This is a genomic window from Proteus sp. G4415 (assembly GCF_963896075.1).
In the GTDB taxonomy this organism is placed as follows: Bacteria; Pseudomonadota; Gammaproteobacteria; order Enterobacterales; family Enterobacteriaceae; genus Proteus; species Proteus mirabilis.
The window spans coordinates 1-25,325 of the sequence record NZ_CAWQOK010000031.1; the positions used below are offsets into that span (position 1 = coordinate 1).

The 25,325-nt window shown below is 39.9% G+C and carries 24 protein-coding genes; 10 read left to right on the forward strand and 14 right to left on the reverse strand.

All coding sequences use genetic code 11. The features are described 5' to 3' along the window. Positions 1–66: 66 nt before the first annotated feature. A complete protein-coding gene (gene ybjG, locus AACU95_RS02540) occupies positions 67–678 on the reverse strand; it encodes an undecaprenyl-diphosphate phosphatase (protein WP_141192418.1) in 612 nt (203 codons plus the stop codon). 236 nt (positions 679–914) lie between these two features. Between ybjG and AACU95_RS02545 the strand changes: the two genes are divergently transcribed. After that, positions 915–1,340, forward strand: coding sequence for a secondary thiamine-phosphate synthase enzyme YjbQ (locus tag AACU95_RS02545; protein WP_004252055.1), 426 nt, complete (start codon positions 915–917; stop codon positions 1,338–1,340). 266 nt (positions 1,341–1,606) lie between these two features. On the opposite strand, the gene AACU95_RS02550 is transcribed toward AACU95_RS02545, so the two are convergent. Continuing rightward, entirely contained in the window at positions 1,607–1,870 is a 264-nt protein-coding gene (locus AACU95_RS02550) for a GrxA family glutaredoxin (RefSeq protein ID WP_004244541.1), read from the reverse strand. 170 nt (positions 1,871–2,040) lie between these two features. Between AACU95_RS02550 and AACU95_RS02555 the strand changes: the two genes are divergently transcribed. The 3 genes from AACU95_RS02555 (at position 2,041) to rlmC (ending at position 4,179) form a co-directional block, all read left to right on the forward strand. After that, positions 2,041–2,343 (forward strand): YbjC family protein, encoded by a 303-nt coding sequence (locus tag AACU95_RS02555; RefSeq protein ID WP_004247610.1) that lies wholly within the window; start codon positions 2,041–2,043, stop codon positions 2,341–2,343. Between the two features lie 170 nt (positions 2,344–2,513). Beyond that, the gene (locus AACU95_RS02560) at positions 2,514–3,017 is read left to right on the forward strand and encodes a YbjN domain-containing protein (RefSeq protein ID WP_004244546.1); all 504 of its coding nucleotides are present in this window, start codon (positions 2,514–2,516) and stop codon (positions 3,015–3,017) included. Between the two features lie 28 nt (positions 3,018–3,045). Beyond that, a complete protein-coding gene (gene rlmC / locus AACU95_RS02565) occupies positions 3,046–4,179 on the forward strand; it encodes a 23S rRNA (uracil(747)-C(5))-methyltransferase RlmC (protein ID WP_036920017.1) in 1,134 nt (377 codons plus the stop codon). Between the two features lie 142 nt (positions 4,180–4,321). Here the strand turns inward: rlmC and artM are convergent, their stop codons facing one another. The 6 genes from artM to AACU95_RS02595 all read right to left on the reverse strand — a co-directional run bounded on the left by artM (position 4,322) and on the right by AACU95_RS02595 (position 9,726). Continuing rightward, on the reverse strand, positions 4,322–4,990 hold the full coding sequence (gene artM / locus AACU95_RS02570) for an arginine ABC transporter permease ArtM (protein ID WP_004244548.1): 669 nt from the start codon (positions 4,988–4,990) through the stop codon (positions 4,322–4,324). Continuing rightward, positions 4,990–5,694 carry an arginine ABC transporter permease ArtQ gene (artQ, locus tag AACU95_RS02575; protein ID WP_004244549.1) on the reverse strand — a complete coding sequence of 235 codons (705 nt, stop codon included), beginning with the start codon at positions 5,692–5,694 and terminating at the stop codon, positions 4,990–4,992. The genes artM and artQ overlap by 1 nt, the downstream gene beginning before the upstream one ends. A gap of 30 nt (positions 5,695–5,724) precedes the next feature. Further along, entirely contained in the window at positions 5,725–6,459 is a 735-nt protein-coding gene (gene artJ, locus AACU95_RS02580; protein WP_004244550.1) for an arginine ABC transporter substrate-binding protein, read from the reverse strand. Between the two features lie 14 nt (positions 6,460–6,473). Next, a complete protein-coding gene (artP, locus tag AACU95_RS02585; RefSeq protein ID WP_012367698.1) occupies positions 6,474–7,202 on the reverse strand; it encodes an arginine ABC transporter ATP-binding protein ArtP in 729 nt (242 codons plus the stop codon). A 106-nt stretch (positions 7,203–7,308) separates the two neighbouring features. Beyond that, complete coding sequence (locus AACU95_RS02590) at positions 7,309–8,772, reverse strand: DUF2867 domain-containing protein (protein ID WP_161737165.1); 1,464 nt, start codon at positions 8,770–8,772, stop codon at positions 7,309–7,311. A 51-nt stretch (positions 8,773–8,823) separates the two neighbouring features. Further along, positions 8,824–9,726 (reverse strand): lysine exporter LysO family protein, encoded by a 903-nt coding sequence (locus AACU95_RS02595; protein ID WP_004244553.1) that lies wholly within the window; start codon positions 9,724–9,726, stop codon positions 8,824–8,826. A gap of 345 nt (positions 9,727–10,071) precedes the next feature. On the opposite strand from AACU95_RS02595, the gene AACU95_RS02600 reads away from it, so the two are divergent. The 3 genes from AACU95_RS02600 (at position 10,072) to macB (ending at position 14,939) form a co-directional block, all read left to right on the forward strand. Continuing rightward, positions 10,072–11,745, forward strand: coding sequence for an ATP-dependent nuclease (locus AACU95_RS02600; protein WP_004244554.1), 1,674 nt, complete (start codon positions 10,072–10,074; stop codon positions 11,743–11,745). 141 nt (positions 11,746–11,886) lie between these two features. Beyond that, a complete protein-coding gene (gene macA / locus AACU95_RS02605; protein ID WP_004247613.1) occupies positions 11,887–12,996 on the forward strand; it encodes a macrolide transporter subunit MacA in 1,110 nt (369 codons plus the stop codon). Then, positions 12,996–14,939 carry a macrolide ABC transporter ATP-binding protein/permease MacB gene (gene macB / locus AACU95_RS02610; protein ID WP_017628445.1) on the forward strand — a complete coding sequence of 648 codons (1,944 nt, stop codon included), beginning with the start codon at positions 12,996–12,998 and terminating at the stop codon, positions 14,937–14,939. The genes macA and macB overlap by 1 nt, the downstream gene beginning before the upstream one ends. A gap of 161 nt (positions 14,940–15,100) precedes the next feature. On the opposite strand, the gene cspD is transcribed toward macB, so the two are convergent. After that, positions 15,101–15,310, reverse strand: a complete 210-nt coding sequence (gene cspD / locus AACU95_RS02615; RefSeq protein ID WP_004244557.1) for a cold shock domain-containing protein CspD — start codon at positions 15,308–15,310, stop codon at positions 15,101–15,103. Positions 15,311–15,599: 289 nt separating this feature from the next. Between cspD and clpS the strand changes: the two genes are divergently transcribed. Both clpS and clpA read left to right on the forward strand, forming a co-directional pair. After that, positions 15,600–15,914, forward strand: a complete 315-nt coding sequence (clpS, locus tag AACU95_RS02620) for an ATP-dependent Clp protease adapter ClpS (protein WP_004244558.1) — start codon at positions 15,600–15,602, stop codon at positions 15,912–15,914. Between the two features lie 30 nt (positions 15,915–15,944). Then, positions 15,945–18,239, forward strand: a complete 2,295-nt coding sequence (gene clpA / locus AACU95_RS02625) for an ATP-dependent Clp protease ATP-binding subunit ClpA (protein WP_036894527.1) — start codon at positions 15,945–15,947, stop codon at positions 18,237–18,239. A 119-nt stretch (positions 18,240–18,358) separates the two neighbouring features. Here clpA and infA read toward each other — a convergent pair whose 3' ends face one another. The 5 genes from infA to trxB all read right to left on the reverse strand — a co-directional run bounded on the left by infA (position 18,359) and on the right by trxB (position 24,215). Beyond that, entirely contained in the window at positions 18,359–18,577 is a 219-nt protein-coding gene (infA, locus tag AACU95_RS02630) for a translation initiation factor IF-1 (protein WP_004244560.1), read from the reverse strand. A 319-nt stretch (positions 18,578–18,896) separates the two neighbouring features. After that, on the reverse strand, positions 18,897–19,589 hold the full coding sequence (gene aat, locus AACU95_RS02635; protein WP_049203584.1) for a leucyl/phenylalanyl-tRNA--protein transferase: 693 nt from the start codon (positions 19,587–19,589) through the stop codon (positions 18,897–18,899). Between the two features lies 1 nt (position 19,590). After that, positions 19,591–21,342 carry a heme ABC transporter ATP-binding protein/permease CydC gene (gene cydC / locus AACU95_RS02640; RefSeq protein ID WP_017827729.1) on the reverse strand — a complete coding sequence of 584 codons (1,752 nt, stop codon included), beginning with the start codon at positions 21,340–21,342 and terminating at the stop codon, positions 19,591–19,593. A gap of 2 nt (positions 21,343–21,344) precedes the next feature. Next, positions 21,345–23,114: a heme ABC transporter permease/ATP-binding protein CydD gene (gene cydD / locus AACU95_RS02645; RefSeq protein ID WP_049212430.1), complete on the reverse strand. Its 1,770-nt coding sequence runs from the start codon at positions 23,112–23,114 to the stop codon at positions 21,345–21,347. A gap of 141 nt (positions 23,115–23,255) precedes the next feature. After that, the gene (trxB, locus tag AACU95_RS02650) at positions 23,256–24,215 is read right to left on the reverse strand and encodes a thioredoxin-disulfide reductase (protein WP_004247618.1); all 960 of its coding nucleotides are present in this window, start codon (positions 24,213–24,215) and stop codon (positions 23,256–23,258) included. A gap of 542 nt (positions 24,216–24,757) precedes the next feature. Here trxB and lrp point away from each other — a divergent pair. Further along, positions 24,758–25,252 carry a leucine-responsive transcriptional regulator Lrp gene (lrp, locus tag AACU95_RS02655; RefSeq protein WP_004244566.1) on the forward strand — a complete coding sequence of 165 codons (495 nt, stop codon included), beginning with the start codon at positions 24,758–24,760 and terminating at the stop codon, positions 25,250–25,252. Positions 25,253–25,325 lie beyond the last annotated feature (73 nt).

Genomic DNA, 25,325 nt, shown 5'->3' on the forward strand with positions numbered 1-25,325 from the left:
AAAAGACAATAAAAAAGACCACATTAATACTGTGGCCTTTTGCGGTTGTTTCTTATCCTAATAGGATTAAGCTTTTGTCCAACCTTTGCGAATAGGATATGCAAAGCAGAGTTGATAGAGCTGGTGGATAGCTTTTTGTAACTTTTTCCCGCCTTGTGACCAAAGTATTTGGCTTAATGCACAAGAGAGGAGAGCAACAATAAATGCACCAACCATATCTATTGGCCAATGGACGCCAAGATAAATACGAGCCCAAGCAATCGCAAGACCTAAAATCAGCATCAGCATGCCAATGCGTTTACTGTTATGCCAAAAAAGATAAGCCAGTGCGGTAGTAAACACGAAAGTACCATGATTACTAGGGAAGGAAGGCGTTGCCTCATGATCAAGGAAGTTATAACCGATATTGGCTGCAAAAGGGCGATCATGGGGAGCTATCATACCGATAAACCAAGAGATAGAGAGGGCAATAATCAGAGCGACCCCAGCCTTACAAGCTAAAGTCCTTTGCTGATCAATATGCTTTTCATTTCCCCATAGCCAATAGAAAGCTAAAGACAGAGGGAACAAGTAAACCAAGTATTTAGCAATAAAGATCGCGACATTAATCTCTAAAGGGGAGGCCGAAGGGGTTGCATTCATCAATGAAAATACGGCTAAATTGAGTTGTTCCAGCAAAGTAAGCTCCATATATATCGTGCTGATAGGCAATGTTTATGGTACATAATCAGTCAATCCCACAAGGTTAAATGAGGCTGTGCGCAGGGTAAAGAGTAATTTTCTTATTTAATTGTGCTTTTTTTCAAGAATTGTCAGTTTTTTTCGCTGACTGACTGAATTAACTAAAAAAACACTTTACCCTTGAGTAATTGCACTTTTTTATCTATCACCCATATGTTTAAAGGTATTAATCAATGTGGTTTCAAAAAGAGATTTTACTTCAAGCAAAACCGAGAGGATTTCATTTAATCACACAGGCACTGTTGCAAGAATTACCCGAACTCAGACAATACAAAATAGGTATTGCTCATTTTTTTATTCAACATACTTCTGCGTCATTAACCATTAATGAAAACGCCGATCCGACTGTACGCAGTGATTTTGAAAGTTTCTTTAATCGCTGTGTGAAAGAGCATGAAGCTTATTATCTTCACACTTATGAAGGCAGTGATGATATGCCAGCCCATCTTAAAAGTAGTTTACTTGGTCAGAGTGTGTCGGTGCCTATTTGCCAAGGGGAATTAAATTTAGGTACATGGCAGGGGATTTATTTAGGTGAGCATAGAAATCACGGTGGGCGTCGACGTATTGTGGTGACATTACAAGGAGAGTGTTACTGAATTTTAGGCAATAAAAAACCCGACAGTTATTTCACCAAAAGGGGTTGAAACTATCGGGCTCCTCAATATTTGGGGACATCAAAGAAAAGCAGTGGCACTAATTCAGACTACGAGTTAAAAAGAAAGTTCGCCAATTAATGAAAAAAATTAGAAATATTTTTAGTAAGTGGTCTGAAAAGGGAAAAAACAACGGAGAAAGTAGTAGGTAAAAAAGAATGAAAACGCTAAAACACATTGATAAATAAAGTGTTTTAGCGTTTTAAAAATTAGTTATAGATGCCTAAATGCTCTTTCGCATAAGCTTCAAAATCTGTGCAGCCACCAATGTGTTTTTCATCAATAAAAATTTGTGGCACAGTTTCAACAGGTTTACCGACGGTTTTTGATAAGTCTGCTTTGGTAATACCTTCAGCTTGAATATCCACATAGCGGAAATCAAAGTCATCACGTTTTTCAGACAAGGTTTCAGCAAGTTGTTTAGCTCGGACACAATATGGGCAACCAGGACGACCAAAAATTACAACAAACATACGACACTCCTTATTGAGGAAATAAATTCAGGCATAATAGTCTTTATTTGTGAATACTATGCCTTTTTATTCGAATAAACAAAAACAGTTATTGCCTTTTAGTGTAATAAATTATATCAATTTGCTGAATGATGATATAGGACGAGTGCAAGGCGATGAACGGAGACAACATGGAAAAGCCCTCTAAACGGGATATGAAAACACTATCAGATATGCCAAAGCCAATTATTATTATTGAACTAATTGGTATTGTGCTATTGGTTATCGCTTACTTATATATTAATCAATATATGACTTCACCGGAATGGTTAACAACCTATACAGGGCAATTGACCTTGGTTGTTTTAGGGGTGCTTTGTATGATCCCACCTGCAATACATATCGTTTGGCGAGCGATCTATCGTTTAACCTTCTTAGGTATTGATACTAAGGCAACTGAAAATAAAAAGAAAAAGCCACATAACGAAAAATAAATACAGTTTTATATCATGATGAGTGAAAGAGGCTAGGTGACTTAGCCTCTTTGTCACTTGACTTTATTTGTGGCGTTTTTCTATTTATTACTGCCTTCTGGTGAAAAAAAGTGGCAAAATAACGTCAATGCAGAAAAGCACTCTTATTTTTAGCGCGTAAAGGTTATTTAATGGACGCTGTTGTTACTATCGATCTGGATCAGCTGAAATCTTGGCTGGATGAATTACAGATTGCTTTCTATGAATGTGACTCTTGTCAGGCGTTACATTTACCTCATCTTCAATATATCAATGGTATTTTTGATGCTAAAATTGATGTGCTTGATGATGTGCTTGTTTTTACCGCTATTGCTGAATTAAAACCATCAGCGATAGTGCCTGTTATGGCAAATCTTAGTCAAATTAATGCAAGTTCCCTATTTATTAAGACGTTCCTAGAAATTAGCGATGAAAACTTACCGAAATTAGTTTTGAGCCAATCTTTACCTATTGCTGTGGGACTATCATTTAATCAGTTCGATCTGTTTTTACATAAGGCTGAAGAGCAGTCAGCAGAAGTGATCAGTGAGATCTTTAATAATGATTTTCTGTATGGCGAAAGACAAGAAAATGAAGAAGATGAAGATCTAGACATAACATCATCATCAACAGACTCTTCATATACTGTACATTAATTACTATCTATAACGGTCACAAAATCTTATGCAATGCGCACGCTCCAGTGCGGGTGATTGCCACTCTTGTGAGTGGCTTTCTCTTGCTTATTCCGAACAAATTAATCAAAAACAACATAATCTATTAGATCTATTGCCCAAAAACTACGCGTTTACTCAATTAGCGCCGGTAGAAAGCCAACAAGTTCAATTTCGTAATAAAGCGAAAATGGTGGTAAGTGGTAGTGTCGAAAAACCGATTTTAGGGTTACGTAAACCAGAGGGGGAAGGTGTTGATTTATGCCAATGCCCACTCTATCCCGCTTCCTTTGAACCGGTTTTCCCAATATTAAAAACCTTTATTGCCAAAGCAGGATTAGTGCCTTATAACGTGGAACGTCGTCGAGGCGAGCTAAAGTTTATTTTATTAACAGAAAGTCGCCACAATCACAGCATGATGCTACGTTTTGTGTTGCGCTCAGAAAAAAAACTGGCGCAACTTCGCCAAGCATTACCATGGTTACAGGCTCAATTACCCCAATTAGCCGTTATTTCGGTGAATATCCAACCTGTCCATATGGCGATATTGGAAGGTGAGCAAGAAATTGTATTAACAGAAAAAACCTTTTTAGATGAATATTTTAATGAGATTCCGTTACATATTCGCCCGAAAGGTTTTTTTCAAACCAATCCCGATGTTGCCGCGTCACTGTATGCAACGGCAGGGCATTGGGTCAAAGAGTTGCAGATAAACCGGTTATGGGATCTCTTTTGTGGCTCAGGGGGGTTTGGCTTACATTGCGCACAAAAAAACACGGAATTAACAGGCATTGAGATTAGTCCAGAAGCGATTGAATGTGCACGTTTATCCGCCAATGAATTAGGGTTAGAGCATGTAGAATTTCAAGCGCTGGACTCTACTGGTTTTGCTTTAGCAAAAGAGTCTGTTCCTGAATTAGTACTGGTTAATCCGCCACGACGAGGTATTGGCGAAACGTTATGCGACTATTTAAATAGTATGAAGCCTCGTTTTATCCTCTATTCCAGTTGTAATGCTCAAACGATGGCAAAAGATATACAACAACTTTCTCATTATCGTATCGATAGAGTACAACTGTTTGATATGTTCCCTCATACTGCTCATTATGAAGTGTTGACGCTCTTGGTTTTACAACAAAGTTAAACGCTCATTTAATCGCAATAACATATTATTGTCGTTAACGCTTGATAATTTTAACAGCACAACTTAATAACCCCCAAAGCGGTTGTTCAACTTTGGGGGTTAATTTTAAAGCAAAAAACGTGGTGTAATGATTAAAGTTGCACTAATCACGATGTTCAAAAGCTAAGGCTTTCTTCTCAATTAATCTCATTAACAGTGTCAGTATTCCATTGATAGCTAAATAAATAATGCCTGCAGCAACAAATACCATCACATCATAATTTTGCCCAAAGACTTGTCGGCTATAACCGGTTAGCTCAAGTAAAGTGATAGTGCTAGCAAGAGAAGTACTCTTGAAAATCAGCACCACTTCATTGGAATAAGAAGAAAGGGCGCGTTTGAAAGCATAAGGTAAGATGACATTCGCTGTTTGTAATGGCGACATACCTAAAGCTTGGCAGGATTGCCATTGTCCAGCAGGTATCGCCCTGACTGCACCGTGGAAAAGGAGTGTTGAATAAGCCGCACTATTTAATGCTAATGTCACCATGGCGCAAAACCAAGGTGTGGATAATAATTCCCACAACAGAGGATATTCTTTTAATGAGGGGAATTGTCCTGGTCCATAATAGATTAAGAAAAATTGTACCAACAAAGGTGTGCCAGTAAACAATGTAATATAGACTTTTACGATAGGTGAAATAACAGGGACTTTTAATGCCAAAATAAAAGTCATTAATACCGATAACGTAAAGGCGACTAAGAGCGCAACAAAAGTCAGTGATAAACTGGTCGGTAAGCCTGGTAAAATATCAACAATATAATCCCACATTATGAGGCACTCCGTTCAAATCGGGTCGTTCTCATCTCTAACCATTTCAGAATATATTGGCTGACTAATGTAATGGCTAAATAGATAAGTGCCACAATGCTATACCAAGTAAAAGGCTCTTGAGTACGATTGGCAATACTCTGGGTTTGTAGCATTAAATCATTAACGCTAATTAATGAGACTAAAGCGGTATCTTTTAAGAGCACTAACCACTGATTACCGAGTCCGGGTAACGCGTGACGCCACATTTGGGGCATGATAAAGCGGAAAAAAATGGTGATTTTTCCCATACCCAATGCCTGTCCTGCTTCCCACTGTCCGGTTGGCACGGCTTTTAATGCACCACGTAAAGTTTGTGAAGCGTAAGACGCATACAGAAGTGAAAGGGCGATAACACCACAATAGAAAGGTAAAGATTCAGTATCACCAAAGTCAAATTGTAAGGTGAAAGGACCTAATTCAATACCATCCATGAGCATCATGACACCTTGTAAGGTGCCATAATAGACAAAAAGAACCACCAGCATTTCTGGCAGTCCTCTAATTAGTGTTACCCAGCAAGTTCCTAGAAAAGCAAAGGCTTTCCACTTTGCGGATTCCCACGCAGTAAACAGCATGGCTAGAACTAATCCGATAATAAGAGCAGAAATAGCAAGTGTGACCGTAGTCACGGTCGCACCTGCTAGCGTTGTTATTTCATTCATTTATTAAGCTATTGTTGTTATTAACTATAATTATTCAAACCATTTTTTATAAATGACATCATAGGTGCCATCGGCTTTTACTTCAGATAATGCTTTGTTTAATTTATCTTGTAAATCAGCATTACCTTTTCTTACTGCAATAGCAAGGCCTGTACCAAAATAGTTAGGATCAGTGACCTTATCACCAACAATACCTAATTCAGGATTCTTTTTCAGCCATTCATTAACCACAGCGGTATCACCAAAGATAGCCTCGATACGACCATTTTTTAGGTCTAACACGGCATTTTGGTAACTGTCATAAGGCACCGTTTTCATCTCTTTATGTTGTTCATTGATGAATTTCTGATGGGTTGTTCCATTTTGGACACCAATTTGCTTGCCTTTTAAACTTGCAACATCGGAAATTTTACCTGTAACGGTGATAAAGACCGCTGAGTTGTCATAGTAAGAATCAGTAAAATCTACCTGTTTTTGACGCTCAGGCGTAATATCAATCCCCGCCATTAATGCGTCAAAACGACGGAATTTTAAGCTAGGAATTAAGCTATCAAATGATTGATTGGTAAAAGTACATTCAGCATTAATTTTTTCACACATGGCATTTGCTAAATCTACATCAAAACCAACGATTTGATTGTTTGCATCAATCATTTCAAATGGAGGATAAGTTGCCTCAGTAGCAAAACGAATAGTCTCTTTATCAGCCGCTGTTGCAGAAAGTGTAATACTGGTCAGAAGTGCTGCAAATAATATTTTTTTCATTGTCAGATCCCGATTTAGTGTGACAAGTAATTAGCAAAAGCTTCCGTTTGAGGGGCAGTGAAATGATGATTATCACCTTGCTCTATAATACGGCCGTTTTCCATATATACAACTTTGCTTGCGGCTTTGCGCGCAATTTCAACTTCATGGGTCACAATAACTTGTGTGATCCCTGTTTCAGAAAGCTCTTTTATGATATCAACAACTTGAGCCGTAATTTCTGGATCAAGTGCTGCCGTTGGTTCATCAAATAACAGTACCTGAGGCTCCATCATTAATGCTCTTGCAATGGCAACACGTTGCTGTTGTCCACCGGATAAATGCAGTGGAAAACGTTGTGCATAATCACTTAAACGTAAACGCTCAAGTAATTTCATCGCTTTTTCTTTAGCTTGCGGTTTTGCCAAGCCTAATACACGACAAGGTGCTTCAATTAAATTATCAAGAACCGTTAAGTGTGGCCATAAATTATATTGCTGAAAAACCATGCCAACATTTTGGCGTAATGTACGAATCGCTTTCGCATTCGGTTGCTGGCCAAAATCAAAATGTAGACCAGCAATGTCTAATTCACCAGAACGAGGCATTTCTAATAAGTTTAGAACTCGCATTAGAGAGCTCTTACCCGCACCACTTGGTCCTAACAGAACCATTGTTTCACCAGCAGAACATTCTAGATTAATATCATAGAGTGCTTGGTGCGAACCGTAGAAACAATTTATATTTTTTAATTGAATACTCATGCGTTTTTTTTGAATAGTCATTAACTGTTTCAAATGATAAAACGATGAGAATAATTATGCAACTAATAGTGCATAAAAAATTGCTTTTTTTACTTAAAAATGGATATTAGGACGATTGCTCGGGCTTTTCAGGTGAATTTTTATCCAATCTATAGGCGCAAGTTGAGATGGTTTGAGCCATACCTTTAAAAATAAATAAATGGGCTGGCATCATGGCAAACCAATAGAGTAAACCACTAAAACCAGCAGGATGCCACCAAGCACGGACATCTAATGAGCGTAGATTACCACTATCGTGAATAGTAAAAGAGAGGCGTCCCAAACCGGGGGCTTTCATACCGAAGAGTAAAGTCAGTTGTTTTTCAGGCTCTAACTTTATTACCCGCCAACCATCAATCATATCACCTAGCGCTAGCGTTTCACGCTGAGGGCGCCCATAAGTGACTTTGTTGCCAACAAGATCATCTAATAAAGCACGTGTTTTCCATAATGCATTACCATAAAAATAACCTTGTTCACCACCAATTTGCTGAACGACATGCCAAAGTGCCGCCGCACTCGCTGGTGTTGACACTGTACATCCGGCATTTTTGGGATAATAGCCATAGCCGGGTTTCCAACGGTTACGTACTTCAGGAGAGTAACCCCAATCTTGATCATCTAAAGCCGCTTCTTCATCTGCGAGTGTTTCTCTGACTGCGTCATCAAAAGAAATTAACTTTTGTGGGATCAGCTTGCGTAAAGAGGCATCTTTAGCGGGAAGATCGTATTTAAGCCCTTGGATAAGCTCCTTGGCGATTGAAGTGGGTACTGAAGTTATTAGGCTAATAAACCCAGCAGAAATAATACTGGCGGGGATAGGTAAAGGGATCAGTAATCGTTTTTTGCCGGAGATGTTAATAAAGCGCTCAAAAAGTGTTTGATAGCTAATATATTCAGGGCCACCGGCATCAAAAATGCGGTGTTGATGGGTTGGGTGATGAATAATTTCTGTTAAATAGTAAATTAAATTTTTTAACGCAATAGGGGATGATTTTGAACGCACCCAACGTGGCGGGGTTAATATCGGTAAGTTATATACCATATCTCGCATGATCTCAAAAGCTGCCGAACCGGGGCCGACAATCATAGAGGTGCGGATTTCCGTCACAGGAATAGAGCTGGTTCTAAGCACTTCTCCCGTGAGCTTGCGGGCAACAAGATGGGGAGAGTAGGGTTGATCTTTATGTTGGAGCGCACTTAAAAAAATAATTTGTTTAACGTCACTCTCTTCTAAAGCATCGACGACGTTCAATGCCGCTTGGCGCTCTTGTTCGATAAGGTTATGGGCATCTCCCATACTGTGCACAAGGTAATACACAATATCCGTATTACGGATGACATCTCGTAATGTTTTGGGATCGTGTAAATCAACAAATACACAGCGTGTATTTTGCCACCCTTGCGACATCATCCAATCGACTCTACGAGCTCCGGCGGTGACTTGATGGCCTTGTGCTATTAAGGCAGGAATAAGATTTTGTCCAATATGTCCACTGGCACCTAATACCAATACACGCTGTTGATTCATCGTTAACCCACTGTAAGAAAAGACGTAATAATACTATTGTTACAAAATTTTCTATGAAGTAAAGAACGCCATTAAGATTGGTGTGACCAAACTTAATACGAAGCCATGCACAATTGCAGCAGGAACTATGGCAACCCCTCCGCTGCGTTGTAATACAGGTAGCGTAAAGTCCATAGAAGTTGAACCACAAATACCTAATGCCGTATTTCTATAACGATTAACAATAATGGGAATTAGCATGATGGCGGCTAATTCACGCATTAAGTCATTAAAGAAAGCGGTACTACCAATTACCGGGCCAAACGCATCGGTTAATACGATCCCCGATAAAGAATACCAACCATAACCAGAGGCTATCGCTAATCCCATTTTTGTGGGTAATCCGAGTAAATAAGCCGCTAATGCACCACCTGCAAGGGCACTTATTGCCATCACTATTGCAATGGTAGTACCGCGACGATTAATTAAGATCTGCTTTGGACTCATGCCACTATTACGTAATTGTAGACCAACAAGCCATAATAAAAAGATAAGTGCGCCTTGGCTGGCTTGAGATGCATAACCAAAAATTGACCATCCGGTTAAACCGACAAAAAAACCTACTACCACTACACCACAAAGTTGTAGTGATTCGAGTACCATTTTGATACGTGAAGGGGGCTTGGCTTGTTTATGTGCAGGGACATGCCAGGGATCTTTTTTATCCAGCAACCATAAAAACAGCAGATTGGCACCAAAAGTACAGATAAAGAAGACACTGGCATAGGCAAGGATAGAAAATAAATTTTCACCAATATTATCTAACATGGCTAAGCTAACCCCCATTAAAAAGAGGATCACATAGACCATTGCACTAAGTAAACGGTTAGCCAATTGAAGCAAAGGGCGATTGTTTAACTTAATCAAATACCCTATAAACAGGGGCAATAGGATAATCAATAACCCTGATAGCATTTCTATTCCTTACTGAGTGTTGTCAAAATTATAAAATAAACTAATAACGCGAATTGCATTATAACATTTGCTAATAGTTATGTGGATATAGAAACCGCGATAAGTTGAAAATTTTTATTACAGAAGAAGAGCCTAGCACGATCTGATTAATATAGCCTTAATTGTTTGAAAAATGAGCTAATTAGTTATGTGTCGAATAGTTGAGTAAATTTTATTACGCTCCTGAGGAACTGTGTTTTAATAAAAATAAGTCATTAAGTAAAATTATTATCAGAAAGCGTATAAAGTTGATAGAGATGCAATAGATGAACCATAACAACTGAGTTGCGACCTGAGAGGGAATTTATGTATTTAGAAAGAGTGGAAATAGCAGGATTTCGGGGGCTTAATCGCCTTTCTCTCCCCCTTGATATGAATACGGTTTTGGTTGGCGAAAATGCATGGGGTAAAACTTCATTACTTGATGCGTTAACCTTGAGTTTGGGGATCGAAACTTATCAATATGCTTTTACAGCAGAAGATTTTCATCGTTTACCTAATGAGCCAGAAAACAGTAAAAAAAACCTACAAATTATTCTGACTTTTACCGAATCACGTCCTGGTCGTCATCGCTCGTATCGTTTTCGTAAATTAGCACCCGTATGGATAGCTAATGGGGACGCTCGTAAGCATATTTATTACCGTATTAGTGCAGAATTAGATGAGCAGCAAAATGTCAAAACCTTTCGTTATTTTCTGGATAAAGAAGGTAAACAGATCCGTTTAGCGAATGGACAGACCAAAGCGATTATTGCTGAAATTGTGCGCCTTTATCCAGTATTGCGCTTACAGGATGCGCGTTTTATACCTAATTTAACAACAGAAGTTATTGACTCTCATAATGAGCCTCATCGTGAAGCATTTAATAATAAGATGAGTGAATTAACGAAAGCATTAATTAATAACCCAGACAATTTATCAGATGAAGATTTACGTGAAGGGTTAGATGCAATGCAACAGTTATTAGGACACTATTTTGCTGATCACGGTGCGCTACTGTTTAAATCTCATTTGAAACATCGCAAAGTCAGTGAGCCACATATTCGAGGATGGCATGCACTAGAAAATATTAATAAGATTTTAGCGAAACCTAATCAGCGCAATATTCGCTTAATTATTTTAGGTATGTTCTCTTCTATTCTACAGTCACGAGGCAGTGTCGAACTTGATCCTTACGCAAGACCGATAGTGATTGTAGAAAACCCTGAAACTCGCTTACACCCTATTATGCTTTCTGTGGCATGGGGATTATTAAATCTCTTTTCTTTGCAACGCATTACGACAACCAATTCAGGGGAGTTACTCTCCTTAGCGCCACTACAAAGTGTTTGTCGATTAGTACGTGATACAGATAAAGTTGCCGCTTATCGACTTGGCGACAAACAACTTCATGCAGAAGAAGAGCGTCGTATCTCTTTTCATATTCGTTATAACCGACCTTCTGCACTCTTTGCTCGTTGTTGGTTATTGGTCGAAGGGGAAACGGAAATCTGGCTAATGAACGAATTAGCCAGACAATGTAACTACTTCTTTGAATCTGAAGGGATCAAAGTCATTGAGTTTGCGCAGTGCGGACTTAAGCCACTGTTAAAGTATGCTACCTATATGGGTATAGAATGGCATACGTTGGTTGATGGCGATGAGGCGGGTAAAAAATACGCCGCCACCGTTAAAGAATTTGCCGCAAAAAGAAATGATGCGGAGCGTGACCGATTAACACGGTTGCCAGCATTAGATATGGAACACTATTTATATAAAGAAGGTTTTCGCAATGTCTATCATGAGGTTGCGGGTGTTCCTGATAATGAAAAATGGCCAGTAAGACGTGTGATCATAAAAGCGATACAACGTTCATCAAAGCCTGATCTTGCCTTAACGGTTGCTAATAATGCTGCACAACGAGGTATTGATGCTATTCCTACTTTATTAAAGGTGATGTTTTCTCGGGTAGCATGGCTTGCGAGAGGAAAAGCCAATTAAGTCATTTTTCTATGCTTCTATTTATAGGGGCATAGATATCTCATTGTGTTTTTATTATCGAAAAAGTTAAGGGTGATTTTAGGTTATTACCAACAGGACTTTATTTTTTATTTCACTCTTATTGTATAAGAAGGATATTTCATGGCTTTTTTCCTAACTAAAAAGCAAGGGAAGATTATAGCTGCTATTTTGATTTTTATTGCCATAGGCTTATTTTTTTTCTGGCCGAAAGAGCATTTACCTAGTTATCAAACACAAAAAATTACTCGTGGGGAGCTTTCCAAAGAAGTCACAGCAACGGGCAAATTAGATGCGGTACGTAAAGTCGATGTTGGTGCGCAGGTGAGTGGTCAGCTACAAACTTTATATGTAAAAGAAGGGGATGTAGTAAAAAAAGGCGATCTGCTGGCGATTATTGATCCGAAAAAAGCACAAAATGAGGTCGCGGAATCTCAAGAAACTAATAATGAACTGATGGCTAATTTACAGCAAGCTAAAGCCGAATTACGTTTGGCGCAATTGACTTATCAACGTCAATTAAAGCTGATTGGCACACATGTTATAGCCCAAGAAGAGCTTGATCGCACTAAAACAGACGTTGAAGTCAAAAAAGCCCGAGTGGCGACTTATGAAGCACAAATTAGAAAAAATCAGGCAACACTGGATACCGCAAGAACTAATTTGCAATATACCCGTATTACTGCGCCGATGGATGGTGTGGTCACTTTTATCAAAACCCTTGAAGGGCAGACAGTCATTGCAGCTCAAGAAGCACCAACCATATTAACATTAGCTGATTTAGATACCATGTTAGTAAAAGCCGAAGTTTCTGAGGCAGATGTTATCTATTTAAAACCTGATCTCAAAGCCTCTTTTACTGTATTAGGAGCACCAGATAAAGCCTTCAATGGTAAGTTAAAAGATATTTTACCCACACCTGAAAAAATCAATGATGCGATTTTTTACTATGCACGTTTTGAAGTCCCCAATGAACAACATTTGTTGCGTTTACAAATGACAGCACAAGTTAAAATTCTCCTTGAGCATAAAAAAGATATTCTCTTAGTGCCATTATCAGCATTAGGGGAGGATGTGGGCATAAATGAATATCAAGTAGAGGTTCTCGTCAATGGGCAGCCTGAAAAACGCGTAGTTAAAATCGGTATTCGTACAGATGTTTATGCAGAAGTCATTAGTGGATTAAATGAAAATGATGACGTGATCCTCGGTGAGATTGCAGGAGAGTCATAATGTCTGCATTACTAGAGCTCAACAACGTAAGCCGTTTATATACCAATGGTGAAGAAGACACGGTGGTACTAGATCAGATTTCACTGACGATTAATGCTGGGGAAATGGTCGCGATTATTGGTGCATCAGGCTCTGGGAAATCAACGCTAATGAACATATTAGGTTGCCTAGATAAGCCAAGCAGCGGTGAATATAAAGTGGCTGGGCAATGTGTGGCAGATATGGAAAGTGACCAACTGGCTGCGCTACGTCGTGAACATTTTGGCTTTATTTTTCAACGCTACCATTTGATGGCGCATTTAACTGCTGAGCAAAATGTGGAGATCCCCGCCATATATGCAGGTAAAAGTACAGAGCAAAGAAAAGAGCGCGCCCGTGCGCTATTAACTCGCCTTGGTTTAGCAGAGCGTATTCACTATCGGCCAAGTCAGCTTTCCGGAGGTCAACAGCAAAGAGTCAGTATTGCCCGCGCATTAATGAATGGCGGAGAAGTGATCCTCGCCGATGAGCCAACGGGGGCATTAGATAGCCAATCGGGTAAAGAGGTAATGGCTATCTTAAAGCAATTAAATCAACAAGGGCATACGGTGATTATTGTCACTCACGATCCATTAATTGCCCAACAAGCCGATCGTATTATTGAAATTAAAGATGGTCAAATTATTAGCGATAATAATAATCACCATTCTGCACCAGTGAAAAAGGTACCACCTGCGATCCAAACCGCCTCTTATTTTCATCAAGTCATTGGACGTTTTACGCAGGCATTAAACATGGCTTGGCGAGCAATGGTGGTGAATAAAATTCGTACCTTGCTGACAATGTTGGGGATCATTATTGGCATTGCCTCTGTTGTCACCATTATTGTTATTGGTGATGCTGCCAAAGATAGGGTCTTAGCAGATATAAAAGCGATTGGCGCCAATACCATTGATATCTATCCGGGTAAGGAGCTTGGTAGTGATTCACCAGAAGATAAACAATCCTTAACCATTCAAGATGTTGATGCGTTAAAACAGCAATCTTATATACAATCAGTGACACCACAGATTTACTTTAGCTCTCGATTACGTCGTGGTAATCAAGATGCGCCGGCAACAGTTTCTGGTGTTAACGAGGATTATTTTTCAGTGTATGCGTTGAAATTTGCACAGGGGAGCACTTTTACGCCTGATATGATCCATCGCCAAGCGCAAGTAGTCGTTATTGATGAAAATACTCGTCATCGTTTTTTCCCGAATAAACAAGCGGTGATTGGTGAGCAAATTATTATCCGTAATATTCCTTCTACTATCATAGGGGTGGTTGCAGAGCAAAAATCCACTTTTGGTGATAATAAGTCATTACGTGTCTGGGTGCCTTACAGTACGCTAAGTAGTCGAATTTATAATCGTAGTTATTTAGATAACATCACGGTAAAAGTAAAAGAGGGCTATGATGCGAGTGTTGCTGAGCAACAAATTCTCCGCTTATTAACGATCCGGCATGGTAAAAAAGATATTTTTACTTATAACATTGATAGCTTTATTAAAGCGGCTGAAAAAACCACGCAAACTATGCAACTGTTTTTAACCTTGGTGGCGGTTATTTCGCTGGTGGTAGGGGGGATCGGCGTGATGAATATCATGTTGGTTTCTGTTACAGAAAGAACCCGAGAAATTGGTATTCGTATGGCGGTAGGCGCACGAGCCAGCGATGTTATGCAACAATTTTTAATTGAGTCAGTACTGGTGTGTTTGGTGGGAGGATTATTAGGTATTAGCCTCTCATTTGCGATTGCTATGTTTGCCAGCATGATGCTACCCAATTGGCATTTTGTGTTCCAGCCCACGGCACTGATAAGTGCTTTTGCTTGCTCTACAGCAATTGGGGTTATTTTTGGTTTTTTACCGGCGAGAAATGCGGCCAAAATGAACCCTATTGATGCCTTAGCGAGAGAGTAAAATAGCGGTAGTCTATAAAAGATCAAAAGCCCTATCTTTCAAAGATAAGGGCTTTTATTGGTATGATAATGTGAGCGTCATTTTCTGTTTAAAGTGTGAAAATGGACGAAATAAGGGGCGAGAGCGGATAAAATATTATCCACATCATACTTACTTAACCATTATTCGATAATAGGAATGATAAGATCAGCATGATCCCCTTTAGGTCCTTTTATTGTGCTATAATTAACTTTCTGACCCGCTTTCAGTGTGCGGTAGCCTTCCATTCTTATTGATGAATAATGGGCAAAAATATCTTCGCCACCTGCGGCAGGGGTAATGAAACCAAAACCCTTAGCGTTGTTAAACCACTTAACTGTACCTGTCTCCATACTTAGCTTCTCTCATATACTTGTCTTTATTTACTTAACATTACTTTCAGTATATTTACTGAGCTGTTCATAAAACATACTCTAATTAATTGTTTCAATCGTCAAGGGGGAGATGAGCAAGAAAATGTTCCGAGTAGGTGAAACTTTGATGTAGCTAACGCTTTGTTATTTATTTTGGTAGAAAAAGAGTTAATAAAAAACCGTTGATAGGCAGACTTTCCTATGAGATGGTAAACTGAATGTCATAGTGAGTCGTGACGTTTAACAAACCAATGAGTAACACATAACAATGGGTCAGTTTGATTTTTTAACAGAAACTACACTAGGGGAGAAGGTCTCTCAGTTAAATGAGCCACCTGCGATGTATAAGGTGATCTTGAATAATGATGATTACACCCCCATGGATTTTGTTGTAGAAGTATTAACAATGTATTTTTTTCTTAACGAAGAAAAAGCCACACAAATTATGTTGGACGTTCATCATAAAGGGAAGGGAGTGTGTGGTGTCTATAGTGCGGATATCGCTGAAACTAAAGTTGCACAAGTGAATCAATACGCCAGAGAGAATGGCCATCCACTTTTGTGTACACTGGAAAAAGCGTAGTCCGGTGAGTCTTTTAAGGAGGAGGTGCTTATGCTTAATCACGAATTAGAGCTTAGTCTTAACATTGCATTCGCGAAAGCCCGTGATAACAGACACGAATTTATGACTGTAGAGCACCTGTTGCTGGCGCTATTAAGTAACAAATCGGCGCGTGAAGCATTGGAAGCTTGTAAAGTCGATTTAGCAGTCTTACGCGAAGAGCTTGAAATCTTTATTCGTAAAACGACACCTATTTTACCCGAGCATGTCGATAGAGAAACACAGCCAACCTTGAGTTTCCAACGTGTATTACAACGTGCTGTGTTCCATGTACAATCTTCAGGTAAAAATGAAGTTTCCGGTGCCAATGTGCTAGTGGCGATTTTTAGTGAGCAAGAGTCTCACGCCGCTTATCTACTACGTAAACATGATGTTAGCCGTCTTGATGTGGTTAATTTTATCTCTCATGGCATTTTAAAAGATGATCAACAAAACAGTGATGATCAGTCTGATATGGGCGATATAAATGCACAATCTCAACAAGAGATGCCACAAGGCGATGATCGCATGGATAATTTTACCACTAACTTAAACCAGTTGGCGCGTCAGGGTAAAATTGATCCACTTATCGGCCGTCAAGCGGAATTAGAAAGAACGATACAAGTCTTATGTCGTCGACGTAAAAATAACCCATTACTGGTCGGTGAATCGGGTGTCGGTAAAACGGCAATTGCAGAAGGGCTTGCATGGCGTATTGAACAAAATGATGTGCCTGATGTGATGAAAGGCTGTACGCTCTATTCTCTTGATATTGGATCTTTATTAGCAGGAACCAAATATCGTGGTGATTTCGAAAAACGCTTTAAAGCGTTATTGAAAACACTTGAAAAAGATGAAAAAAGTATCTTATTTATCGATGAAATTCATACCATCATTGGTGCTGGTGCCGCCTCTGGTGGACAAGTTGATGCCGCTAACTTAATTAAACCACTATTATCAAGTGGTCGTATTCGTGTGATTGGTTCAACCACTTATCAAGAATTTAGTCAGATCTTTGAAAAAGATCGCGCCTTGGCTCGTCGTTTCCAAAAAATTGATGTAATTGAGCCTTCGGCAGATGAAACCGTATTGATTATTAAGGGATTGCGTCAGAAGTATGAAGCACATCACGATGTGCGTTATACCAATAAGGCAATTCAGGCAGCTGTTGATTTATCGGTTAAATACATTACTGATAGACACCTTCCTGATAAAGCCATTGATGTTATTGATGAAGCCGGTGCGAAAACCCGTTTAATTGCACCAAGTAAACGTAAAAAGACGATTAATGTCTCTGATATTGAATCGGTAGTAGCAAAAATTGCCCGTATTCCAGAAAAAACGGTTTCTAGCAGTGATAAGTCAATGCTAAAAAATCTGGATAACCAATTAAAAATGTTGGTGTTCGGTCAAGATCAAGCTATTCATGCCTTGGCTGAATCTATCAAAATGAGCCGAGCAGGTTTAGGGCAAGAGAATAAGCCGGTTGGCTCTTTCTTATTCGCCGGACCTACTGGGGTGGGTAAAACAGAAGTAACGGTCCAGTTGGCGAAAGCGCTTAATATTAAGCTACTGCGCTTTGATATGTCTGAATATATGGAACGACATACGGTAAGCCGTTTAATTGGGGCACCTCCTGGTTATGTTGGTTTTGATCAAGGTGGATTACTCACAGATGCGGTGATTAAAAACCCTTATTCTGTAGTGTTACTTGATGAGATTGAAAAAGCACATCCTGATGTGTTTAACATTCTGCTACAAGTGATGGATAACGGAACACTTACTGATAATAATGGCCGTAAAGCTGATTTTCGTAATGTGATTTTGGTGATGACAACCAATGCGGGTGTTCATGAAACGCAACGTAAATCGATAGGGTTTACTGAACAAGATCATAGCACTGATGCCATGGTTGAAATCAAAAAAGCGTTTTCCCCAGAGTTTCGTAACCGTTTAGATAGCATTATTTGGTTTAATGCGCTATCAGCCGATATTATTGCTATGGTGGTCGATAAATTTATTGTCGAGTTACAAGCTCAATTGGATGATAAAGGGGTATCGCTAGAGGTAAGTCAAGAAGCTCGCCAATGGTTAAGTGATAAAGGTTACGATAAAGCAATGGGAGCAAGACCTATGGCGCGCGTAATTCAAGAAAATCTGAAAAAACCATTAGCCAATGAAATTCTGTTTGGCTCGTTAGTTAATGGTGGCTCGGTTTCTGTGACCTTAAATGACCAAGAAAATAAATTACAGTATCAATTTACTAGCCAAGAAAAATTGGCTAAAAAAGAAGATACCGTTATTTAATAATAGCGGTTTATCTTAGGCTAAAAAGCAGACACCACAGGTCAGCATCAATTCATGCTTTGCCTGTGGTGTTTTTTTTCACCCGAAATGATGATATTGCGGGAGAGAATGGATTGGGATCAACGGCTACGGAAGATGATACGGCCTTTGCTCAGGTCATATGGGGTCAGCTCAACGGTAACCTTGTCGCCTGTCAGGATACGAATATAGTTTTTACGCATTTTTCCTGAAATATGAGCGGTAACGACGTGTCCGTTTTCTAATTCTACACGGAACATCGTGTTTGGCAGAGTATCCAGTACAGTGCCTTGCATTTCAATGTTGTCTTCTTTGGCCATCTAATCCTCTAAGTTTTAATAACCATATTTTTTAAACGGCAAGATAATGCCGAAAATATTGTCCTATGTAAAGGAATGTTATTGGTTAACAAAGATGTTTGCTTTGCTAACAAGTTAATATTCCTTACCGTTACTTGTGTTTTAGTTGCTGAAAAACAAGGTTAATAACACAAGTCATAATTCTTTATTGTGCGGTATTTATTGCAATAAAATAACAACATCCAAACCACACTTTGGATGTACAAGATGAATTTTTGTATAGACCACAGCAGTGAAATTCTATTTAAAATCTGATGGGCTTTACAAAAACGAGTGGTGATTATAATTCCAACGATTGCTGATACCAACACTTTTTATCAATAATCACCTTTTTCCAACGAGATAGCGCCTCTAAATAGCGATCTCTGGCAATTTCTATCGCACCTAATGCTGCCGTATGAGAGTTTAACACTTGGCAATCAAATAGTTGACCCCCATAACGCAGAAAATGGTTATAAAAAGCAACAAAGGCACATTTAGAAGCATTATTTCGACGACTAAACATTGATTCACCGCAGAAAACGGCACCAACGTTAACTCCATATAAACCACCGACCAATTCGTCGCCCTCCCAAACTTCTACCGAATGGGCTTCTCCTTGTTGGTGCAATGCCCGATAGCCGTTTTTTATATCAGGGCCTATCCAAGTTCCCTCATCACGTACACTACAGGCCTCAATGACATCAGAGAATGCCTGATTTAAGGTGATGGTATAAGGCGCTTGGCGTAAAAACTTACGTAACGTACGACCAATATGCAATGTTCCTGCGGGTAAGACGGCTCGGGGATCGGGTGACCACCATAACGGCGTTTCATGGGGTGTATACCAAGGGAAAATCCCCGTTTGATAAGCCTCTTTCAAACGAGCAGGGGAAATATCGCCGCCAATTGCCAATAACCCACTTGGCTCTTTTAAAGCCAAATGGGGGGCAGGAAAAGTCACATCGTGTTCATCTAATTGAAACAACGGCATATTACGCCTCATCATGTAGCATTAACAATGCTTGTCTTTGATGAAATTTAGCATACTGACCTTGCTGTTGTAATAACTGACGATGCGTGCCAGTTTCGACAATGTGACCGCCATCCATCACACAAATTTTATCCATTTTATCTAACCCAGAAAGCCGGTGGGTGATCATTAATACCGCTTTGCCTTGGCAATGTTGCTGTAATAGTGCGAGGATCTGTTGCTCTGTATCTGCATCAAGACCTTCTGTTGGCTCATCAAGTAAGATAAGTGGTGCATTATGGAGTATGGCTCTTGCCAGCCCTAAACGTCGTTGTTCGCCTCCAGAAAGCTGTCTTCCACCATCACCCATCCATGCATTTAAACCTTCATCATTTTCGACCAGTTGTTCAAGACCAACTTGGCGTAGAACATGAGTAAGCTCTTCATCTGTCGCATCTTCTTTTGCCATAATTAAGTTCTCTCTTAAAGTATGGCTAAAAACATGCACACGTTGAGGTACAACAGACATCATTGAACGTAATGTCGCTTCATCATAATCAGCAAGAGATAAATGATTTAATGTGATCACGCCCTGAGAGGGATCGAATGCGCGATTGACTAATTGTAAGAGTGTTGATTTACCACAACCCGTTTTACCCAGTAATGCCACATGTTGTCCTGCTTCAATGGTGAGATCAACATGATTGATCACAGGCATGGGTTGATTAGGATAGGTAAAGCAGACATCCCGTAGTGTTAATGAGGCGCTCGGTTTTATCTCTCCCCCTTGGGCTGGGAAGGAGACATCGGGTTGTTGCTCAATTAAATGCGTAATACGCGTAGCCGATGTCATGACTTGCCCTAAATGTTGAAATGCGACAGTCACCGGGCCGAGCGATTCAAATGCCGCTAATGCACAGAAAGTAAAGAGAGCGATGAGTGCTTCTGGCATAAAGTGGGCATCAATACCATCGGCAGCTAACCATAAAATCAGTGTGGCGGTTAATCCCGAGGCCAAAATCATTAGCGATTGAGATAAACCAGTTAAGTTAGCTTGTTGTGCTTGACGGCGCAGCCAGCGTGCTTCAAGTTGTGCTAAATTTTGTCTAAAGCGGGGAAGGGCGCCAAAAATTGTTAATTCAGCTTGCCCTTGTAACATACTGGTGAGTACGGTGCGATATTGCCCTCTTAGGTCTGTGAGATCACGACCAATGGGCTTTCCGGCATAATAAAATACAAAAGGTAATACCACCAGCAGGGTGAGCATAATACCACCTAGCGTATTTGCTAAGCGAGCATCAATAAGCCCAAGCCCAAACATAATGGTCATGATAACCACAAAGGCGGCAATTATCGGTGAGATCACCCGGATATAAAGGTGATCTAAGGTTTCAACATCAGCTACTAAACGGTTAAGTAATTCACCTTGACGAAAACGGGCGATCCCCCCAGGAGAGAGCGGTAAAATTTTCTTAAAAGTGAAAACACGCAAGTGTGAGAGTACACGAAAGGTGGCATCATGACTGACAAGACGCTCAAAATAACGCCCCGCAGTACGAAATATTGCCGCACCTCGTACCCCAGCAGCGGGTAACATATAGTTAAAACTATAAATGCCCGCAAAACCCGCTAATGACGTGCCCGCTAAGAACCAGCCAGAAAGTGTTAAAAGGCCGATACTGGCTAATAATGTTAAAATTGCCAACAAAATACCCAGTAACAGCATAAACCAGTGACGACGGTATAACGCGAGAAAAGGAAGCAGTACTCTCATGATCAAAGTTCCTCTTTACGATGAGCAAGAAGACGAGCAAAGGCACCATGTTGTTGACTGAGTGACTGATAAGTCCCAGTTTCAATGATTTGCCCTTTTTCCATTACCCAAATCTGATCATATTCCATCGTTTCTTCTAATAAGTGGGTAATCAACAGCGTCGTTTGATGTAATGAAGCTTCATTAAGCGCTTGCATAACGCGCTGTTCACTGTGAGAGTCTAAACTTGCTGCTGGCTCATCTAATAATAAAAAGTGACAAGGTGATAAAAGGGCGCGAGCTACCGCAATACGTTGGGCTTGACCAACAGAAAGACGGGCAGCATTATCACCAATAATGGTGTTTAAACCATCCGGTAATTCGTTAATAAAATCACTTACATAAGCTTTTTCAATAGCTTGATTTATCTTCGCTTCACTGGCGTTCGGATCACTTAAACGAATATTATCCAGCAGGGTTTGCTCTGGTAAGTTAGGGTTTTGTCCCACCCAGCTGATACATTGGCGCCATGCCTGTGGAGAGAGTTGAGTTAACTCAACACCATTGACGGTTAATGAGCCACGATAAGGTAAAAAACCTAACAATACATTAAGTAATGAACTCTTACCTGCGCCACTTTGCCCGACCAGTGCAATACGCTGTTTGGGATGAATGGTAAAGTTAAGAGGGCCTGCCAGTTTGGCTCCTTGATGTGACAAGATTTCTAATTGTTGGGCAACTATTTCAATACCTTGGTCGGTATTAATAGTTTGATTACCCGTAGATTGGGGCTGTTCACCTTCGGCTTCTAAAAACTCAACCAAAGAGCCAGCTGCACCTACCGCCTGAGCTTTAGCATGATAATAGGTGCCTAAGTCGCGTAATGGTTGGAAAAACTCAGGGGCAAGGATCAGGGCTAAAAAACCAGAAAATAACGTCACGCCTAACCCATAATCACCAAAGCTCAATTCTCCAAGATAGGAAAAACCAAAATAGACCGCGACGACCGCAATGGATACGGCGGTAAAGAATTCTAATACGCCAGAAGAGAGAAATGCCATACGTAGCACTTCCATGGTTCGCTTACGAAAGTCTTCCGTTGCATCCGTTATCTGTTTTACTTCTGCATCACCACGGTTGAATAGGCGCAATGTATCTAAACCACGTAATCTATCAAGGAAGTTGCCACTTAAGCGACCTAAGGCAAGAAAATTACGCCGGTTAGCATCTGCGGCGCCTAAGCCAACTAACGCCATAAATAAAGGAATAAGAGGAGCTGTGACAAAAAGAATTAATCCTGCGGCCCAATTAATAGGAAAAATGGTAATAAGAATCAGCAAAGGTACAATAGAGGCGAGATACATTTGCGGCAGATAACGCGCATAGTAATCTTGCATATCTTCTATTTGTTCTAGAATAATCGTTGCCCAACTTCCTGCGGGCTTGCCTTTGACCCATACAGGGCCTAGCGCTTCAAGTCTATCAAGTACTATTTTGCGAATTTGCTGTCTGACCGCCATACCACAGCGATAGCCTACACGTTCGCGTATCGCCATCACGACAGCGCGTAAAATAAAGATGCTGATAAGGATAAGGAAAGTAGTAGTATGTGTATCACGACTTAGCCCATCCATAATGAACGCTTGTAGTAGAATGGCTAATAACCATGCTTGCGCAATAATTAATAAACCACTGACTACCCCTAAAATCATTGATAGCCGTAACCAACGGCGGGCTGGAGCACTTTGCTGTTTCAGCCATCGAACCAATTCATTTTGTTTAGTTTTATCCATGAGAAAAGATTCAAATCTGCAGGTGAGATACAAAGTATCAAAAACGCCAAGAATAATAATGATTACTCTTTAACGACCAAGCTAGTATGTTACATGGTAAAAGGCGCTACTGAAATAGCGCCTTGAAAGGAAGTGAGGATTTTAGTTAGATTTTAGTGCGTCTAAGTAACGTTCTGCATCTAAAGCAGCCATACAACCTGTACCAGCTGAGGTAATGGCTTGACGATAAATATGATCCATTACATCACCTGCGGCAAAAACACCTTCAATAGATGTTTGGGTAGCATTGCCTTGCGTACCGGATTGAACTTTAATGTAACCGTTATCTAAGGCTAATTGATCTTCAAAAATTGCCGTGTTAGGGCTATGACCAATAGCAATAAAGACGCCCATGACCTCTAGCTCTTCGGTTTTATCACTTTTCGTATCTTTTAAGCGCACTTTAGTGACACCCATATCATCACCTAACACTTCATCTAAGGTACGATCGGTATGCAAAATGATATTGCCATTCTTAACTTTGTCCATTAAACGGTCAATTAAGATTTTTTCAGAGCGGAATGAATCGCGGCGGTGGATTAGATGCACTTCTGAGGCGATATTTGCTAAATACAGTGCTTCTTCTACGGCAGTATTACCGCCACCGACAACAGCAACTTTCTGGTTACGATAGAAAAAGCCATCACAGGTTGCACAGGCAGAAACACCACGGCCTTTAAATGCTTCTTCAGAAGGTAAACCGATATAACGTGCTGATGCCCCTGTTGCAATGATCAAGGCATCACAAGTATATTCTTGTTCATCACCAAATAGGCGGAAAGGTCGGTTTTTCAGATCGACTTTGTTGATATGGTCAGAGATAATCTCGGTATTAAATTTTTCAGCGTGCTGAAACATGCGATCCATTAAACCAGGACCAGTTAATCCTTCAGGGTCGCCAGGCCAGTTTTCAACTTCAGTTGTGGTAGTGAGCTGTCCTCCTTTTTCAACACCCGTAATCAGCACGGGTTCTAGGTTAGCTCGTGCTGCATAAACTGCTGCAGTATAGCCGGCAGGACCTGAACCTAAAATAATAAGTTTGCTATGTTTGATGGTGCTCATGGATACCTCATCTTTGATTAGGCTTGATGCGAATTGAGCGATTGTAGGAGAAATAAGACGTTAAAAAAAGCCAAGAAAGGGAAATAGCGATAATATTTTAACTATTTTAGCAATAGTTAATAGTAATATAGTTTAATAATTATAGAGTTATATTGCGTTAACATCATCGAATTAACCTGAAACATTTTGCTTTACAATTGCTGTTTATCTTGCATATATAGACAATAACATAGCGCCTTGTTCTGATTTTTGCTCATTTGCTTTGACAATCCGCTGTACATTTGCGAAAACATGACTGTAAAAGATAATTATCCTCAGACGTAATAGGTATTATTTTTAGACAGACAGGGTATAGGATAGTGCTTTTGCAAGATGAATAGATAAGAATTTGGATAAAATGATTGTTTTATCTGGCATTAAATAAAAATAGATTGGTAGTTTGCTCTGACCGTTTGATACCGAGGTCTCAATATGATGCTGAAGGTGTACAGGTATGGGTATAGGAAAATAAAGTAAGAGAAAAAGAGAAAGAGAGTATAGAGATGATTGATAATAAAAAACGTCCGGGTAAAGATCTTGATAGAATAGACCGGAATATTCTAAATGAGCTTCAGAAAGATGGTCGTATCTCAAACGTTGAGCTGTCTAAACGCGTTGGTTTATCACCAACTCCATGTTTAGAGCGTGTACGCCGATTAGAACGCCAAGGATTTATTTCTGGTTATACTGCGCTATTAAACCCCCATTACCTAGATGCATCTCTGTTGGTATTTGTGGAAATCACATTAAACCGTGGTGCACCAGATGTCTTTGAACAATTTAATATGGCTGTTCAAAAACTTGAAGAGATCCAAGAATGTCATTTAGTTTCTGGTGACTTTGACTATCTGTTGAAAACTCGTGTACCTGATATGTCTGCTTATCGTAAATTATTAGGCGAAACGCTATTACGTCTTCCTGGTGTAAACGACACCCGCACTTATGTGGTGATGGAAGAAGTAAAACAAAGCAATCGCCTAGTGATTAAAACACGCTAAGCCTGCTAATAGGTTAGTGCAAAACAGGATAAAGTTAGGTACACTCCTGTTTATGTATACAGTTTCAACGCTG